Source organism: Marinomonas sp. A3A, from assembly GCF_018336955.1.
Classification (GTDB): Bacteria; Pseudomonadota; Gammaproteobacteria; order Pseudomonadales; family Marinomonadaceae; genus Marinomonas; species Marinomonas lutimaris.
In genome coordinates this window covers 2,040,989-2,058,867 of sequence record NZ_CP025532.1, presented here as the reverse complement: position 1 = coordinate 2,058,867, position 17,879 = coordinate 2,040,989, and the positions used below count along the sequence as shown (strand labels likewise).

Here is a 17,879-nt window from a genome sequence, read left to right as displayed (position 1 = left end):
CCACTTTTACTGTCTATCGTTTTTTCCAAATAGCAACGTCAGCGGTACCTAAAGACTTAGAACCAATAACAAGCTCTGCATCTTGTGGCTCAAAAACAACCGTATTTGAGCTATAATTAAATACAAAAATCACATTGCCTCGCTCTCTCACTCGAACGCCTTTTGGCAAATAGTAAGTCAATAATCCCGCCACTTCAGACAACTTAGCTAAGCTGGCTTTTAACAGAGTATTATCAATACAAGAGCCAAGATAATAGTGACGGCCTTCTCCCATCAACACAGGATTACCGCCATCATCTTTTAACAAACAAGGCAATTCTGTCTTAATTTGTTCATGCCAATGCTTCAAGTTACCCGCGCCCCAACGGCCAGAAACAGCTGACTGAGCATGCTCAGGCAAAGCATCAACACGCTCCACCGTTAACGGCAATAAGCTCGCCAACGGTCCCGGTGCAAGGTTTTCTGGGATTTGATAGTTTTCTGTTTTGCTACCTGTTCTTGGACCCGCAAGCAACACACCTTGATAAGCATTCAAACGCTCTTGCAACTCTGGAGTGATATGTGCCTGAGCAGGTAAAACCAACAATTCATAGGTATCCAATGACCCAGAGCTTGGAATAATGTCAACGGATAAGCCAAGTTCGCGCATGGCTTCATACATTCGGTAACACCAGAAAAAGTAACGATATGCACGGGACTGAGGCTGAATATCCAAAGACCAACAAGCGTCATAATCAAACATCAAGGCCACTTTTCCAGCACTTGGCAGGGACATTAACTCATCTGCATCAAGGCCAATTGATTCAGCCAAGACTTTCACTTCTTGCGCCACCAAGGTCGCTTCTTTTGCCGCTTCAGCTTCTTGCGCATCTGGACGTAATAAGCCAGCATGCATTTGCTCTTGACCAAATGGCGCCTGACGCCAGCGGAAATACGACACCAATTCAGCGCCATGAGAAAAAGCTTCCCACGTCCATAAACGTACTGCACCATCGGCAGGTGTTGGATTGTGTGGCGCCCAATTCACCGGTCCTGGCTGCTGCTCCATAATCCATAAACGACCATTACCGCAGCCGCGATACAAATCATGATGAAATGCACCTGCATCCGGATGACCGACTCGCAAATAAGTATGTTTTTCATCTTCAGTATAAAGAGGCTCTTTGTCTAAAGACCCCAATGGATAACTATCCCAGCTCGCCACATCAAGATCTTGGCCAACTTTATGATGATCAAATGCTGTAAAGAACCCCATGTAGTTATGCACTAAATCTCGACCGGCAGAATATTCACGCAAGATATCCACTTGCAGCTTGTTGAAAGCAACCACTTGATCTGAACAGCAACGTTGAAAATCTAAACGATGGGAAGGATTGGCTTCGGTCACGGTTAAATTCGGCAATTCGATTTCATCGAATGAGCGATAATCCATACTCCAAAATACGTTACCCCAAGCTTTATTTAGGACTTCAACCGTGCCGTATTTTTCTGCCAACCAAAGACGAAAAGCCGCAAGGTCGGCCTCGGCATAACTTAAAATAGTGTCATGGCAGCCGTATTCATTGTCGGTCTGCCAAGACGCCACGGCGGGGTGCTGACCATAACGCTCTGCCATTAATGTCACAATGCGACGACATTCTTCTCTATATTCCAAACTCGCAAAAGTATAATGACGACGCGAACCAAACCCCCTTAACCGGCCTTGTTCATCTTTTGCCAACATAGACGGGTGGCGATCAACCAACCATTTTGGTGGTGTCGCGGTTGGCGTACCTAAAATGACTTTTAAACCCTGAGAATGCAAAATATCTAGCGACCCATCCAACCACTCCCAATGCAGTTCACCCGGAGTTGGCTCAATCGTACTCCAGCTAAACTCGCCAACTCGAACATACTGAATACCAATGCGTCGCATATGTTGAGCATCTTCAACCCAACGACTTTTTGGCCAATGTTCTGGGTAATAACACACACCTAATTTCATTTTAAGCTCCTGCAAATGGCTGGCTCGGCGCGCCAGTAATATTTATTGTTGTTAAATCAATCGCAACGACGTGACCTGCAAGCGGCTGCCTAGCCAAGTCGTCTTCGCTAGTCGCCACACTGGCGGATGTGATAAATAGCGTGTTGCCATCAGGGCCACCAAACACGCAACTGGTTGGCTTAGAAAAAGGCAATTCAATTGTCTGCAGCACTTCGCCTTCTGGGTTATAACGAACCACGCGCCCTCCATCCCAATTGGCGTTCCAAATACAACCTTCTGAGTCAATACAAGAGCCATCGGCTCCGATGCCTTCTTTCACCTCAAAAAATGGTTTTTGGCTACGGATGTCATAAAATTCTGGGTACGGAAAAATATGCACTTTTCGTGTCATGGAATCGCCAAAATAAAAGCGGCCACGAGACTCGTCCCATGCCAAAGTATTGGAAATACCAACCCCTTCAAGCATCAATGTCTTTTTGCCTTCCGGCGTAATCTTCCATAACCGACCCGACGCTTTCTCTTCTGCATCATCCATAGTGCCAAGCCACAACACACCGCTTGGATCACATTTAGCATCGTTGCTACGATTACCCGGAATATCGGTATCCAAATCACATAGGTGCTCTAACTCACCTGTCGTCTTATCTAAATAAGCAACAGAATCCGCCAACGCCACCAACAAACGATCACTTTGCGTCGTAAATACAGCTGATACTTTCTTTGGTAACGTCCAATGTTGGTATTCATTCGATCCCTGATGCCAACACCATACCTGGCAGGCTGGAATATCAACCCAATACAATGCTTGCTCTGATTGGCTCCAAAATGGCCCTTCGGCTAACTGATGGCGTTGAGTACTAATTTGCTTCATTGTTTTTATTCTCCAATTTGTCTTGTCTACTTAAAAAGAACTATTTTTGATAAGCCTTCCAAGCAGCCATAAAAGCTTCCGCATTGGCTTTCGTCGTTTCGACAGATTGGCCTTTTTTGTACAAAGCCGAACCTAGACCAAAGCCACGAGCACCAACATTTAAATAATCAGCCACATTGTTTGGCGTCACACCGCCAACCGGACACAGCCAAGTCTCAGCGGGAATCACCGCACCCAAGGCTTTAACCACATTGATCGTAGGCAAAGCTTCAGCAGGAAACAGTTTCACCGCATCCGCACCAGCGTGTAGTGCTGCAAAGGCTTCACTCGCGGTAAAAAAACCTGGCATAGCGTATAAACCAGCTACTTTCGCGGCTTTAATCAGCTCGACATCTGTATGTGGGCAAACCATTAATTTTGCGCCCGTAGCTACCAATTCAGTCAACTGCGCCATAGTCAAAACGGTGCCAGCGCCAATCAATACTTGCTCTCCAAACTTATCCTGAAGAGAACGAATACTAGTAAAAGCATCAGGCGAGTTAAGTGGTACTTCGATCAAACGAAAACCAGCATCAATTAAAATTTGAGCGTGCTCAATCACTTCATCAGGTTTAATACCACGAAGAATGGCAACCATCGGGAATTCTTTCATCAATGCATTAAAAGAATGTTTCATTTAATTAAGCTCCTATTGTCGAATTGTTTTCCGACCTAGCCTGACGATTCGCCAAGCGCTTTAGACCACGAATACTGGCTTCGTTAGCCGCTAAGAATTCACAGGGAAGATTTCGCGAAGACAAAGCCAGAGCGTAACGAGCACTAAGCGCTTCACTACCTATAATAAATACTGGAGCTGTTGGCGTATCGATAGATGACAAAATGTCATTCACGTCATGACCAATCACCACACCAGATAAGTAATCTCGCACTTCATCTGCGGCTAACTCGCCACATACAAAACGACTACGGGCACTGAATAAATGATGCAAAACACCGCCCGCTTGCTGGCTAGCCAAAACGCCTTTTTTAAAGGCCGCTTCGTTCAGCAAATCCGACTTAGGTAAGCCTTTTACCAAACTAGATTCATCATTCAAACGCGCAAAAAGCTCGCCTGTAATTGAAGTAGAAAACTGCGTCACCTTGCCTTCAGTGATTTGCGCCCATTTACAATGGGTTCCTGGCAAGCAAAATACGGGGGATTCATCAGCACGATCTTGCTCTTCTAACCAATCAAGCGCACCCAGTAATTGTGTTTCTTCGCCACGCATAACATCAAGCAAACCTCCGACACTCGTACCTCGTAAGCCCGGCACAATCGCCACCTTATTTGGTAACGACGTGGTCAGCCAAAAAAGATGATCAGATAAATCGTCTAATTTTATAGGACAATGCTGGTAAGGCACTTCTTGCCAACCACCACGACTGCCAACCATTCCGGCCATATAAATAGGCAGATCAGGCGTTAGCCAATCACCCAACAAATCAGATAAGACACTTTCAAATTCAGCAGAACCGAGCTTTAACATACCTCGGTCACTGTCGCGCTGAGCTTGAATACAACCATCCTGATTCATCAAAAAGACACGTAAATTGGTGGTTCCCCAATCAACGGCAATAAAGCGGGAACGCCTATCATTCATTATATTCTCCATCGCAATTTTCCGATTCAGGCTCGGCTTGAATCGCTAGCAATACTAGAGATTCAGGGTCAAATATAGGCAATCTGAGTCCAACTTGACTCAAACTCGCACCATTCAAAATAAGGTCTTGTTTCCACCACGCAGGCAAGGCTTTCATAAGATGGCCTGGCAATGGGCTATGCTCCAGAACCTTCACTCGATAGAGCTGATCTGGTAATAAATTAGGTAGGCGAACCGGTAAGGTTTGCGCTTGCTTTGGCATGGTTAATTGACTGTAAACAGCCAATCCTTGCATTCTGTCTTGACTCAGCGCCCATTGAGTTTGCGCTCGACCATCGGCACTAGGCAAACGCCAGTTATTGCCTTCATGCAATACGCTTCGATACTGTTTGTAATGTGATAGCCACTTGGCAATAATGGCTTTTTGTTCACTGTTAGCATCCAGCAAATTCCACTCAATACCCAAATGCCCCAGCATCGCCGTTCCCGCGCGGAAAGCCACATCATGGACTCGGCTTGTCGTATGGCTCTTATCAGGGCCAATATGAGAGCCCATCACTTCAGGCGGTAAGAAATAACTAAAGCCACGTTGGATAGTTTGACGCTCCAAAGCATCGTTGCAATCAGACGCCCAAAAGCGTTTGGTGAAATTCAAGATACCGAAATCCACTCGTGCGCCGCCTGAGGAACAGCTCTCAATTTCCATATCTGGAAAAGCCTGATTGAGCTCGCTCAACAAACGATACAAAGCCTCTACTTGCACGTGAGCCTGCGGTGCAATATCACCACTTGGTTGAGTGTAATCTCGGTTCATATCCCATTTCACATAGTCAATCGGATATTCGGTAAACAAAGCAAACAAACGCTCGCGAATGTATTGATAGGCTTCCGTCTTCGCCAAATTGAGAACCAATTGATTACGCGCGAGAGCGGGGTCGTATTGGGGAAGTTGTAAAGCCCAATCAGGATGAGCACGGAATAAATCTGAATCTGGGTTAACCATTTCAGGTTCAAACCACAGACCGAACTCCATTCCTAAATCGTCTTTTACATAACGGATCAATGGCATTAAGCCATCAGGATATTTTGTTTCATCAACGAACCAATCACCCAATGCCGCCTTATCGTTATTGCGACCACGGAACCAACCATCATCAAGAATGTAACGTTCAACACCAACGTCAGCTGCGGCTTTCGCCAGCGCTTTTAGCTTGTTCATATCGTGATCAAAATAAAAGGCTTCCCAAGTATTCAGATGCACAGGACGAGGCTTGGTGAGTTTCAAGCGGTGACGAGCCTCTTTATGGAATTGCTGGCTCATGGCATTTAAACCAGCAGCGCTGTGTGCGGCTAAGAATTCTGGTGTCGAAATAGATTCATTGGCAGCTAGCACGATTTCACCCGGCAAATACAAGACTTCAGCTTGCAAGTAACGATGCCCTTCTGCGGTGTAATCGGCTTTTAATCTATGATTACCGCTCCATGCTAAATGCGCACCGACCAGCTCGCCTTGCTGTTCGCCAAAGCCCTGTTCACCAACAATCACCGCAGGAAAGTTTGCTTGAGAGTTACGACCATTGCGATTTTCTTGCGACCATGTGGCTTGCCAATCACTGCGCTCTTGCTGAAATTCTTGACACCAACGGCCATAGAATCCCATACGCTCGGTAAACTGAGCCGCAACTGGTAAAGTACACGCCAAGCGTTGAACGGTAACATCCCCCTGCCCTTGGTTCGTTAAGCTCAATTGTTGGCGTAATACGCCTGATAGCAATAAACCAATTGCCAGCGAAACCGACAATTGAGCCACTTGGTCTTCCAAACGAATCACAAAACCGCTTTCTAGTTCTTCCACATCAAACAAGGTCCAGCATGCAGCCCACGTGGGACGATCTTGCGCACTGGCTTCCACGGCTGGCGTTTGCAACCAGCCACGCCCTGCTTCAGGGAGTAAAGACATAGGAACAGGCTTGTCCATCATGGCTTGTGGAATGGCAGCTTGTTGCGACATATAAACCGCACTTAAGTCTGTTTCCTCGGGTAAAACATCACCAAAGTAGAGTAATTCTGGCGAACCTTGTTGGGGACAGGCAATCACCAAGGTCTTGCTTTGGTCTTTTGAGTCTTGTCGATAAAAACGTAGGTTCCATTCATTTTTCATTGTCTTACCCTTTCGTCGCACCCAAAGTTAAGCCTGCAATAAAATGGCGCTGCATAGCGAAAAATAAAATAACTGGCGGTAACGCGGCAATAACAGAGCCTGCTGCAATCAACTGCCAAGACGCCATCCACTGACCTTTCAATGCACTAATACCGGCCGTAATCGGACGCACTTCATCGCTTTGTACCAATACCAAAGCCCAGAAATAGTCATTCCAAATGAAGGTAAAAACCAGCACGGATAAAGCAGCCAATGCAGGACGCACCAAAGGCAACACAACATGCCAGAAGATTTGCCACTCGCTCACCCCTTCAACACGCGCCGCTTCAATTAACTCATCTGGTAAACCGACAATAAAGTTGCGCATAAATAAGGTGCAAAAACCAGTTTGAAAAGCGATATGGAACAGAATTAAACCCGACGCCGTGTCATACAATCCCATGCTGATGGTTAAATCACGCACTGGAATCATCAGGATTTGAAACGGAACAAAGTTACCCGCAATAAACGCTGCAAAAAGCGCCACGTTGCCGCGAAACTTGTATTTGGCCAAGGCGTAACCTGCTAGCGTCGACAAGGCAACAGCGCCAAATACCGCAGGTAAGGTAATAATGAGAGAATTAAGCAAATAGCGCAGCATTGGCGTTTGCGTAAACACCATGGTGTAGTTTTCAAAAAACATCCATTCAGTCGGAATTCCCCAATAATTGCCTCCATTAATATCTGCCATTGAACGAGCCGAGGTCATCATGACGGCAATCAAGGGCAATAACCAAAGCAACAGAGCAATCCAAACAGCAGCGCGGTAGCTTAAGTTAAAAGGTAACGATCTTTTTTCTATAGGAGTTGGAAACATTAGGCTTTCTCACTCTTCAGCATACGCCACAAAAAGTAGGCGATATAAATATCCATAATCAAGAACAATACTGTCGCAATCGCAGCGCCATAACCTGCACGGTAGTTAAAGATGGATTGCTCATACATGAAGTAAGCAAGCACGCTAGATGAACCAAATGGACCACCGCTGGTCATGGTTGCCACAAGGTCGAAACTGCGTAATGCACCAATCACTGTCACCACAACAGCAATGAATGTAGCAGGACGTAGTTGAGGCAATATAACGTGACGCAACATTTTCCAACCATGGGCACCATCTAAACGCGCAGCTTCAATTTGATCGGGATTTAAGTTATTTAAGCCTGTGAGATACAAGATCATGCAATAAGCAATTTGTGGCCAAAGCCCTGCCACAATAATGCCGAAGGTCACCCAATTTTCATCGGACAAAATCGCCACAGGTTCCATTCCAAATAAGCCAATTGCCTTATTAAAAAGTCCGAAAGAAGGGTCATAGAACCAAGAGAAAACCAAACCCACGACTACTTGAGAGATAACAAAAGGAAAGAAAAACATAGACTTAACTAAACGTATGCCCATGATTTTTTGATTAAGGAAAAGCGCAATGCCCAAACCGATTGGCGGCGCCAACATGAAGAAAACCATCCAATATAGATTGTTCTTTAACGCCACCCAAAACTGATAATCGTCAAAAAGTTCTAAATAGTTACTAAAACCGACAAAGGTCTTTTCACCAATTCCGTCCCATTCATAAAAGCTCAACCAGATACTTTGCAAAATAGGAAAGATAACGTAGACCACAAACAAAATGACTGCTGGCGCTAAGAATAAAACCGGCATCCATTGCTGTTGCTTGCTATGCAACTTTTGCATGGTGCACATACCTCTTATTTTTATTAGTTTATAAATTGTCCCACTTGTTACCCGTTTTCAATCAACGAACAACCAGCCCAATAAAATAATGGAATAAAGTTCCATTTTTTGCAATACTGAATTTAGAACATTTTTTCAGGTCTCTTTTTTGAGGCCAAATTAACCTTAAAAAAATATAAAAACAGAGATTAAGGAAACTTAACCATGTCGGAGCAAGACACTAAGAGCGGAGGCTCATCGTTAGATAAAGCTCTTAGCTTACTGCAGGAAGTCTGTATGACACCTGTACCACTGCGCTTTGCCGAACTGGTTGAAAAAACTGATTTACCAAAAGCCACTGCGCATCGCACTTTAACGTCATTAACTGACAAAAGCTTGATTCGCTTTGACGAAGTAACCCAGCTTTATCATCCTGGTTATGGATTACTAGAATTGGCACACCAAGCCTGGTCTAAAATTGATGTGCGCGATATTGCAGCGGATCAAATCAAACATTTGTGGGATGAAACGGGCGAGACTATCCATCTTGCAGTTTTAGATCGTGGCGACGTCATCTATATAGACAAACTGGAAAGCCAGAAAAGCTTGCGCTTATTTTCAGCCGTAGGCAAAAAAGGCCCTGCCTATTGTACAGGTGTCGGCAAAGCCATGATGGCCTTTCTCAGTGAAGATCAATTGGCTGCCGCAATCAAAGAACAAAACTTTATCAAGCACACAGATTCCACGCTGATTAACGAAGACATGTTAAGAGAAAATCTTCGCAAGATTCGTGAAAGCAAAATTTCCTTGGATTTAGAAGAGCATGAAGAAGGCATTCAATGTGCTGCTTCGGTGATTTTAAACCATAGAAACGAACCCATTGCCGCGCTCAGCATTACCGCACCCAAATTTCGTGTAGACGACGCGCGTTTCCAACACTTTCAAACATTGGTCAAAGACGCCTGTAAGAAAGTATCCACCCGAATGGGGGCTATGGCCTCTAACTAGCATAGGAAAGTCCATTATGGCGACGATAAAACTAACAAACGTCATCAAACGGTTTCACGACATTGAAACTATTCATGGCGTCAATTTAGATCTAGAAGACGGTGAATTTGTGGTCTTTGTAGGTCCATCTGGTTGTGGTAAATCCACCCTACTGCGCTTAATCGCAGGGCTAGAAGACATTACCGATGGCATGCTGGAAATTAATGGCACCAACATGAATAACGTGGCGCCCGCCGATCGCGGAGTCGCTATGGTATTTCAATCCTATGCCTTATACCCGCACATGACTGTAGAAGAAAACATGAGCTTTGGCTTACGCATGAATGGTGTAGACCCAGAAAAAATAAAAGCCCAAGTCAGCAATGCCGCCAACATCCTACAACTGAATGAACTGCTGGATCGTAAACCCAAACAATTATCTGGTGGCCAGCGTCAGCGTGTTGCCATCGGCCGTGCCATTGTTCGCCAACCTGAGGTATTCCTATTTGACGAACCGCTTTCCAACCTAGACGCAGAACTTCGTGTCGACATGCGCATTCAGATCGCACAGCTGCACAACAAGCTAAAAGCCACTATGGTTTACGTGACACATGATCAGGTTGAAGCCATGACTTTAGCTGATAAAATCGTCGTACTACGTTCAGGTAACGTAGAGCAGGTCGGTTCTCCGTTAGAGCTTTACCACAACCCTGCCAACGAATTTGTAGCAGGGTTTATTGGTTCACCGCGCATGAACTTCCTCGAAGGTAAAGTAGTAAGCATCGACAATAAAGATGTTGCTGTGATTGACATAGCAGGTCAGCGCATTGAGATGGAAGTGGATGGCACCAAGATTTCTGTTAACGAAACCGTCAAACTTGGCATTCGACCAGAACATGTCAAAGAAAACCCCCAAAATGCCGATCTGACTATTGACCTTGATATCGACGTGGCCGAACACCTAGGTGGCCTAACGTATCTTTACGGCCAATTTGAAGGCAGCAAACTTACCATTGAAGTCAGCGGCTCTAACCTCACTCGCAATGGCGAAAGTGTAAAAGTTGGCATCAAAAAAGAAGACTGTTACTTGTTTAATCGTGGTGGTGAAGCACTGGTTGATCGCCCTGTCCCAGCGAGATAAAAACAAGACTCCAACAAAAAATAGCCTTCGATGAGGGCTATTTTTTTTCAAAGCGAAAAAAGAATCAGCACCATAATATGCTTTAGTGAAAACGACTACTTTTAACCACTTCAGAAAAGTAGTGCATCATACTGTCTAAAAATACCCTTAACGCTGGCGTCATACTTTTTCTATTTGAATATATTGCCTGAACAATACTCACCTTGGTTGTCCAATCAGGTAAAACACGCACTAAACCTCCCGATTCTATGTCTTCGCTCGCCACTATCTCTGGTACCAACCCGACACCAACGCCTTGCAGAGCAGAACTAAGTAATAACCCACGATTCAAGCATACCAGCCTTGGATGATGCTGCACCAAACAGATAGAGCTCTCTGGACCAAGCAATTCCCACTGATGCAAGGACTCTTGTTTACCAAATGTTTCTGTTAAGGTCGGCATTTTTGACAACTGACTCGGATGACTAGGCATACCGAATTCTTCAATAAATTGCGGACTAGCCACCAAAATCATCTTACTAGTGGCTAGTTTTTTAGCGACTATGCCGGCTTCGTTTACTATCGCGCCTCGTGTTCGTAACGCGATGTCAATGCGCTCTTCCAACACCTGAACATCTCTATCCGTTGCATCCAAATACACAGAAACCTTGGGATACTTCTTCATAAACTCAGGCAAAAAGACCGAAAAGTGGTGTTGCGCCAATAAAACAGGACAGCTCACCCGAACCACACCAGAAGGCACAGACTGCAATAACGCCACAGACTCATAAGCAGATTGGCCTTCCGCCACCATATTAATAGCGCCTTCATATAATTGCAGGCCAGCATCAGTCAGGGTAAATTTTCGACTGTTACGCTGAATTAATTGAATCCCCAACTTGTCTTCTAACTGTGCGATACGACGGCTCAATAAAGATTTGGTGATACCTGACACACGCTCGGCCGCGGTAAAACCACCATTTTCAGCGGTCAGGTAAAAATAGTAGATATCGTTAAAATCCATAAATCGCTTCATCACCCTGAAAAAAGCCCTAAAAAAGAAATTGAAAACAAACTAGTTTAGGCTTTTTTGACGACTCATAACAATCACACCAATGATTCCGACTGCAAACAACAGAGAAAAATAATCAATCCCAGCAAGAATAACTGCATTTTTATGCACCTCACTGGCAATCCATGCAAAACCGGCTTTACTCGCTAAGTCGCTATTCATATGAGTGCTATAAACGCTGGATATTTGACTCAGAGTTTTAACAAAAACAGGATCATTCGTTGCAACATGCTGATTCAACACACCGTAATGAATCGTAGTACGCCACTGCAACCCAATGCTCGCCAAAGATATACCCAACGCCACACTCATTTGAGACACCATATTTTTCACCTGTTGAGCATGAGAGAAAATCGTTTCGTCATGTTGCAGTTCTGCAAATGCCTTTGCCGCTACCGTTCCTTGAACACACACAGTGAAAAACACAAAAACAAACAAAGCGGGGACTATGTAGGTTTGAAGGCTTGTAGTCGGCGTCAATCCCATCATGACAAAGCCATAAACCAACAAACATAAAAACCCTGACACATAGAATTTTTTGCCATTAGGTCTTTTAGGGAGAATCTTCATCAAAATGATCAATCCCAAAACCCCTGCGGCCTGCCCAAGAGCATACCAATTACCAATTGTACTCCAGCCAAATCCAAGACCTTGCTGCAAAATTTGTGGTATCAGATAACTGTTTGAGCCCATGATCAAGTAACACACAAAGAACAACATCACACCATTACGATAAAGCTTGCTACTAAAGAGAGATTTCAGCGATAACAATGGTCGGTTTTCATTATGACGAACCATGCTGCGCAAAAAATAATAAAGACTGCTCAAACCCAACAATAAAAATACGCAAACCAAAACCGTATTACTAAAAAAAGCATAGTTTCCATGCTGAAAACCATACAGAATCAAAAAAGACCCTGCAGCTAATGCCATCAAAATATAGGGATGACTTTGGCTACGCATTTCTTCTTTAGCAGGTATTCCTGGCAAACAAAAAGCAGCAGTAATCGCACTCAATAAACTCACAACCATCAAAATAACAAACAGATAATGCCATGAAGCAGTCATGAACAAATGCGCTGCCAAAAATGGTGCAAGCGCAGAGCCTATTGTCAGTCCATAAGCATAAGATTTAATTCCGGTTAAACGAATCAATCCTGGGGGAAATAAATTGATAATGACACGGGCACCTGTCATGAAAGCCGCGCCACCAAACCCCATGATGACATAACCCGTCAAAAAGCCATCGAAGCTCCGACAGTTAAAACCAACAATACAACCTATAAAGAAGATGAACAAAGAGCCCAATATGTAATATTTCCAGCCCATTCGCTCAACCAACCAGCGCTGCTTAGAAATCGTAACCACGGCAACACAAGCGTATGCTGCCGTCGCTAAGCTGTACTCTTGTGGTGAAACACCAAGCTCTCCCATCAAAGGCGCGGCTGCAAACACTATCATGCCAGTCTGTAAAAAATTCAGCAGCATAAGTAAAAAGATAGTCGCCAACATCAACCATTCATGGGATGGCGCTGGCACATATTTATGACGACTAATTCGACTGATCATTCGTTACATACTTTCTTTAATGATCTTTTGAATAATCACATTGACATCATCGTCGCGGTGATCAAATACATTCGTCCGCCAAGGCGTTTGGCTTTTAGCAAGAGAAGTTAATACTGGTGCACCTGCATTATGCGTATCCACATTGACACTCATAGACAAACCTGGGCGCAGTGGATGCTCTCTTAACTCCACAGGATCTAACACAATACGCACAGGCACCCTTTGTACTATTTTGATCCAGTTACCTGTCGCATTAGAAGCCGGAAGTAAAGAAAACGCACTGCCCGTACCAGGCTCAATACCTTTTACCTTGCCATGATAAGTCACACTCGAACCATAGACATCAGAGTTCAAGGTTGCTTCCTGCCCAGCACGAATATTCCCAAGCTGAGTTTCTTTAAAATTGGCCGTAACCCAAACATTTTTTAATGGAATGACCGACATCAACGCGCTACCTGCAGAGACATGCTGCCCCACTTGAACGCTACGCTGGGCGATGTAACCACTTGCGGGAGAAAGAATCGTGGTTCGATTCAACGTCAGCCAAGCCGCCTTCAAGGCTGACTGCGCTTTTAGCACATCGGGATGAGTTAATATTGTGGTGTTATCCACCTTGGTTTTATTGGTATCGTATGACTTTAGTGCCAGATTATAAGAGGCTTTCGCACTGGTTAGCGTACTTTCGTAGTGGCTTAGATCTTCATTTGAAATCAGGTTATTTTTCTTCAAATTCACTCGACGTTTATAGTCTGCTTCCGCTTTATCTAAAGAAACTTTAGCTAAATCCACATTGGCTTTTTGCTCTTCCAGTGACGCAAAACTATTACGCACAGATCGTATAGTACTGGCAAAATTCGCCTCTGCTTCTAACAGGGCTAACTGAGCATCCACTGGGTTGATTTTTACCAACACATCCGACTCACCCACCAAGCTGGTATTATCAGCCATAATATCTGTGACTGTTCCAGAGACCTGAGACATGACATTAACAATATTGCCAGACACATAAGCGTCTTCTGTTGTTTCGTAGAATTGTCCTATTTTTGTCCACCAAATATAAATACCGACACAAACAACAACGACACCTAGAGCCAACAAAACAATGGTGTTCTTTTTCTTCAGTGAATGCTTATCTATCTCTGTCATCGCTCGCCTATACTCTCAAAAAACAGTCAAATTAGGATTTTAATCTGCTAAGAATAAGGCGATAAAACAACAAGAACAATATCGAAAAATGGGACTTATCATCCTATAAACAGGATGATAAATGAGATATAAATTTTCCTTATTATTTACCTAAAAGTTGTGCAAACATCGACATATTGACGAACAAAACCTATTGCAAATTTGAAAAACACACAGTTTCTAAAAACATTTTGTCGTATTAGTAGTTTCAAAAATAAAAAGAAGGGACCATATTGCGAAAGGTATTGCTGGAGTAGACTCTAATCATGAGTTCATCACTGCAAAAAGAATAAACGGAAGCTTCTTTGCCTCCGTTAACCCTAATCAGTTTGTTTATACAAACTCTTCCAAGAAGTTTTCTAAATAACTGTAAGCACGTTTCGCCACAACTGGATTGTATTGGCTGTTATGTTCTGGATTATTGGCGCTTGGCAGCATAAAAGAGTGAACAGTATTACTGAAATCAACAAATTGGAAATCCATCCCTAAACTTGTCCAATAACGTTTCGCTTCCTGAGCATCCTCATCAGTAACCAAACTGTCATCATAGCCATTTAATACCAAGATTTTTGCTTTGGTGTTGGCCTTTTCCTCAGACTGAGCACGGAAAAAACTCATCAAACCATGAAAACTCGCTGCACCAGCACTATCTGCAAGGTGTAAACCGGCCTCCAAAGCCAATCGGCCGCCCATACAAAAACCAACGTGAACAATGGTTTTGCCATGAATGGCATCACAAGCAGATTGCGTCAGCTCATTTTGCAAATTATGTAAAGGATCGGCTTCAGCAAGTAGAGCCCCCATCTTCGCCATTTTCTCATCCATCTCGACCGGATTCTGATCGATACCATACAAATCCAACGCAGTTGCTGAAAAACCTAATGATGCAATACGATCAGCAATGCCTCTTTCGAAATCCGTCAACCCAGAAAAGGTTGGCCAAATCACAACCTGAATATGACTTTTATCCGAACTCAGTCCATCAACTTGATAATGCATACGTTTAACATTGTCTTTGAATATCGACTCAAATGTCTGGCTCACTGGCACCCCCTTAAAGAATTTATAAGTAATGTTTATCCAGTGTAACCAGCAAAATAGAATGAAATCAATCTGCTTTCTTGCTGATTCCTCGTTTGATCTCATTCTAAAAGGTAAGATCATCGACTCAATCTAGACCATTTCTAGCGCTACTAGGTCGTTTATACTTTGTCGTTTTCGGATAAGACGACACTGCCCATCATCAATCAGAATCTCTGGCGCCAACGGTCGACTGTTGTAATTTGAAGACATTGACGCACCGTATGCACCAGCATCGTTAAATACCAATAAATCACCAACCTTAGGATTGTCTAATATTTGATGACAAATCACGCCACTGGCATCTTGGGTAAAAACATCGCCAGATTCACACAAAGGCCCAGCCACAGCATATTCAAGAGCATTAGAAATTGACTCTAACCCCTGCTGATTCGAGTATTGATGAACCGCCTCTATTTTATGATAACTTCCATACATACTTGGCCTTAACAAGTCATTAAAACCGGCATCAATTAAAACAAAATTATGCTCCGCTGTTGATTTCAAACAATGCACTTCTGCCAACAAAGCACCGGCATTGCCGACCAAATAGCGCCCTGGCTCTACTTCTAATTTAACACTATGACCTAAATGACTTTCTATCTCTTTACGTGCATCATTCCATAAGCGAAAAAATGTCATGGTATCTAATTTATCTTCATGACTAGAATAAGGTATTGGCAACCCTCCTCCTGTTGAAATTGCACGAATATCCACGTTAGCAAGTTTCACTATCCCTACCATGGCTTGACAGGCTTGTGACAAGTGTTCCAAATCAGAGCCCGAACCTATATGCATATGAATTCCAATTAAGTCCAAACCATATTGTTGAATCAGAGCAACAGTCTGCGGCAAATCTTCTAGCGAAATACCATGTTTGCTATTTGGTCCACCAGTATTAGTTTTTTCACTATGACCATGGCCAAACCCAGGATTCACACGAATCCAAACTGAATGATGAGGAGCGACTTCTGCAATTCGATGCAACATATCCATAGAGCCAATATTGACAGGAATATCGTGTTGAATAACCAATTCTATTGTTTCGCGATCTATCAGATCTGCGGTAAAAACAATGCTTTCAGGATTGTCACTGTTGCTGTAGCCCGCCACTAAACTTCTTTCAATTTCTCCAGCAGACACCGCATCTACCATTACACCTTCTTCTCGCATCAATCGTAAAATATGTGTATTTGAGCAGGCTTTTTGTGCAAAACGAATGACATCAAAATCCCTTAGCTGTTTTATCTGTTGCCGAATAGTAGCCGCATCGTATACCCAAGCTGGCGTACCAAACTGCTGGGTTATTTCTACTAATGTATTGGGATTAAAAATAGTCACTTAGCCTTACTCCTATAGATCACTCGAATCAATTTTTTAAGTTATTTAAGATGAATCAATCATAGCGCTCGACCAAAAATACAAATAATATCTATTTATTCAAATTCTATTCATTTCTGATATGGTCTATGAAACTAACATTCCGACAAATTGAAATATTCAATGCTTTGATGACAGCAGAAAGCGTAACCAGCGCCGCCGACATGTTGCATACCTCACAACCGACCATTAGCCGAGAACTGGCAAGACTTGAACAGGTATTAGGGTTCAGCCTATTCGAACGAGTGCGCGGCCGACTCAAACCCAGCAAAGCGGCTTACACACTTTTTGAAGAAGTAAAACGTTCGTATATTGGCTTAGAACGAATTTGGTCAACCGTTGAGGATTTACGCACAGATCAGATAGGAAGACTCTCAGTACTAACATTGCCAGCTTTTTCCCAGTCTCTGTTACCGGGTGCATGTCTGAAGTTTTTAGATACAAACCAAAATGTCGGTATCTCCATCTCTGTGCAAGAGCCGCCATATTTAGAACAAAGCTTAACTTATCAGCAATACGATCTGGGGTTGACTGAAAACAACTACTCACCTTCAGGCACCACACTTAAACCTTTGTTAAGCATTGATGAGGTATGCATTTTGCCAAATGACCACCCATTATTAGCAAATGACATCATTGATATTCGTGATTTCGAAGGCCAGTCTTTTATTAACTTATCACCTAACGATCCATATCGAATAAAATTGGATGAAGATCTATATCGGCTTGGAATCAATCGAAAAACCGTGATAGAAACACCAACTGCCGTATCTGTCTGTCAGCTGGTAAGTAAAGGCGCGGGAATTGCTATCATCAATCCACTAACAGCATTGGACTTCATTGATCATGGTCTGCAAATTCGTCCATTGAATGTGTCTTATCCATTTACCATCAATATACTTTTGCCCTTGCACCGCCCCTTTAACCCTTTTTTAGACGACTTTATTGCAGCACTAGAAGAAGAAGCAAAAGAGATCAAAACCAAAATTAATCAGTACTCAACTCATTCAATGTAGGCACGCTTATTTATAAGCTCTGAACACATTTTTTCTGTTACACTTTTTTGCATAAGTAACAAACAATAGCTCGCATATTTTTTGGCAAGTACAAAGGAAGACAC

At 43.5% G+C, this 17,879-nt stretch carries 15 protein-coding genes; 3 read left to right on the top strand and 12 right to left on the bottom strand.

All coding sequences use genetic code 11. From position 1 onward, the window contains the following. Nucleotides 1-13: 13 nt before the first annotated feature. From CYL31_RS09505 to CYL31_RS09475, 7 genes are read right to left on the bottom strand one after another with little or no spacing between them, the layout of a single operon-like run. The gene (locus CYL31_RS09505) at nucleotides 14-1,984 is read right to left on the bottom strand and encodes a beta-galactosidase (protein ID WP_212918667.1); all 1,971 of its coding nucleotides are present in this window, start codon (nucleotides 1,982-1,984) and stop codon (nucleotides 14-16) included. Between the two features lies 1 nt (nucleotide 1,985). Next, complete coding sequence (locus CYL31_RS09500) at nucleotides 1,986-2,855, bottom strand: SMP-30/gluconolactonase/LRE family protein (RefSeq protein WP_212918666.1); 870 nt, start codon at nucleotides 2,853-2,855, stop codon at nucleotides 1,986-1,988. 40 nt (nucleotides 2,856-2,895) lie between these two features. Beyond that, nucleotides 2,896-3,531 (bottom strand): 2-dehydro-3-deoxy-6-phosphogalactonate aldolase, encoded by a 636-nt coding sequence (locus tag CYL31_RS09495; protein WP_212918665.1) that lies wholly within the window; start codon nucleotides 3,529-3,531, stop codon nucleotides 2,896-2,898. Nucleotides 3,532-3,535: 4 nt separating this feature from the next. Beyond that, on the bottom strand, nucleotides 3,536-4,495 hold the full coding sequence (locus CYL31_RS09490; RefSeq protein WP_212918664.1) for a 2-dehydro-3-deoxygalactonokinase: 960 nt from the start codon (nucleotides 4,493-4,495) through the stop codon (nucleotides 3,536-3,538). Next, on the bottom strand, nucleotides 4,488-6,656 hold the full coding sequence (locus CYL31_RS09485) for an alpha-galactosidase (protein WP_212918663.1): 2,169 nt from the start codon (nucleotides 6,654-6,656) through the stop codon (nucleotides 4,488-4,490). Before CYL31_RS09485 ends, CYL31_RS09490 begins: the two co-directional genes overlap by 8 nt. Before the next feature lie 4 nt (nucleotides 6,657-6,660). Beyond that, nucleotides 6,661-7,512 carry a carbohydrate ABC transporter permease gene (locus CYL31_RS09480; protein WP_212918662.1) on the bottom strand — a complete coding sequence of 284 codons (852 nt, stop codon included), beginning with the start codon at nucleotides 7,510-7,512 and terminating at the stop codon, nucleotides 6,661-6,663. Further along, complete coding sequence (locus CYL31_RS09475; protein ID WP_212918661.1) at nucleotides 7,512-8,387, bottom strand: carbohydrate ABC transporter permease; 876 nt, start codon at nucleotides 8,385-8,387, stop codon at nucleotides 7,512-7,514. The genes CYL31_RS09480 and CYL31_RS09475 overlap by 1 nt, the downstream gene beginning before the upstream one ends. Before the next feature lie 204 nt (nucleotides 8,388-8,591). On the opposite strand from CYL31_RS09475, the gene CYL31_RS09470 reads away from it, so the two are divergent. Next, on the top strand, nucleotides 8,592-9,374 hold the full coding sequence (locus CYL31_RS09470) for an IclR family transcriptional regulator (protein ID WP_212918660.1): 783 nt from the start codon (nucleotides 8,592-8,594) through the stop codon (nucleotides 9,372-9,374). A 16-nt stretch (nucleotides 9,375-9,390) separates the two neighbouring features. Continuing rightward, nucleotides 9,391-10,494 carry an ABC transporter ATP-binding protein gene (locus tag CYL31_RS09465; RefSeq protein ID WP_212918659.1) on the top strand — a complete coding sequence of 368 codons (1,104 nt, stop codon included), beginning with the start codon at nucleotides 9,391-9,393 and terminating at the stop codon, nucleotides 10,492-10,494. An 82-nt stretch (nucleotides 10,495-10,576) separates the two neighbouring features. Here CYL31_RS09465 and CYL31_RS09460 read toward each other — a convergent pair whose 3' ends face one another. From CYL31_RS09460 to lysA, 5 genes are all read right to left on the bottom strand, one after another. Further along, nucleotides 10,577-11,497 carry a LysR substrate-binding domain-containing protein gene (locus CYL31_RS09460; protein ID WP_212918658.1) on the bottom strand — a complete coding sequence of 307 codons (921 nt, stop codon included), beginning with the start codon at nucleotides 11,495-11,497 and terminating at the stop codon, nucleotides 10,577-10,579. A 51-nt stretch (nucleotides 11,498-11,548) separates the two neighbouring features. Next, nucleotides 11,549-13,114, bottom strand: coding sequence for an MFS transporter (locus CYL31_RS09455; RefSeq protein ID WP_212918657.1), 1,566 nt, complete (start codon nucleotides 13,112-13,114; stop codon nucleotides 11,549-11,551). Nucleotides 13,115-13,117: 3 nt separating this feature from the next. Continuing rightward, nucleotides 13,118-14,260, bottom strand: a complete 1,143-nt coding sequence (locus CYL31_RS09450; protein ID WP_212918656.1) for an HlyD family secretion protein — start codon at nucleotides 14,258-14,260, stop codon at nucleotides 13,118-13,120. Nucleotides 14,261-14,632: 372 nt separating this feature from the next. Then, a complete protein-coding gene (locus tag CYL31_RS09445) occupies nucleotides 14,633-15,343 on the bottom strand; it encodes a dienelactone hydrolase family protein (RefSeq protein ID WP_212918655.1) in 711 nt (236 codons plus the stop codon). A 129-nt stretch (nucleotides 15,344-15,472) separates the two neighbouring features. Then, nucleotides 15,473-16,720, bottom strand: coding sequence for a diaminopimelate decarboxylase (gene lysA / locus CYL31_RS09440; protein WP_212918654.1), 1,248 nt, complete (start codon nucleotides 16,718-16,720; stop codon nucleotides 15,473-15,475). Between the two features lie 128 nt (nucleotides 16,721-16,848). On the opposite strand from lysA, the gene CYL31_RS09435 reads away from it, so the two are divergent. Then, nucleotides 16,849-17,775 (top strand): LysR family transcriptional regulator, encoded by a 927-nt coding sequence (locus tag CYL31_RS09435; protein WP_212918653.1) that lies wholly within the window; start codon nucleotides 16,849-16,851, stop codon nucleotides 17,773-17,775. Nucleotides 17,776-17,879 lie beyond the last annotated feature (104 nt).